The organism is Mesorhizobium sp. M8A.F.Ca.ET.207.01.1.1, from assembly GCF_004794715.1.
In the GTDB taxonomy this organism is placed as follows: domain Bacteria; phylum Pseudomonadota; class Alphaproteobacteria; order Rhizobiales; family Rhizobiaceae; genus Mesorhizobium.
Genome location: NZ_SRUS01000423.1, coordinates 1 through 313 on the forward strand (window position 1 = coordinate 1; position 313 = coordinate 313).

Sequence of the window (313 nt, forward strand, 5' to 3'; positions counted from 1 at the left end):
GCAGCCAGGCGTGCAGCTGCTGCGCCGAGGTCACGCGGGTGGCGTTCCAGCAGCCCTGGTTGTCGTTGTGGTCGGCGTCGGCACCGCTCGCATCGCGGCAGCCCTTCGACTTGAAGTGGTTGGCGACCACCACGAACGGCGCACCGTGCTTGCCCTGGAAGGCCTGCGCCAGCGGCACGCGGCTGTGCTCGACGAACGGGCCGCCGGTCAGTGTGGCCGGCTTGCCCAGCGGTTGCAGGCGGTTGCTGCGATAGATGATGCCGACCCGGATCGGGTTGTCGCCGGGGCCGTTGCCGGCGTCGACGAAGCGCCA

General features: G+C 70.6%; 1 protein-coding gene. It reads right to left on the minus strand.

The genetic code is table 11. From position 1 onward, the window contains the following. On the minus strand, positions 1 to 313 hold a 313-nt coding region (locus EN850_RS35200; RefSeq protein ID WP_210238075.1), incomplete at both ends, for a hypothetical protein.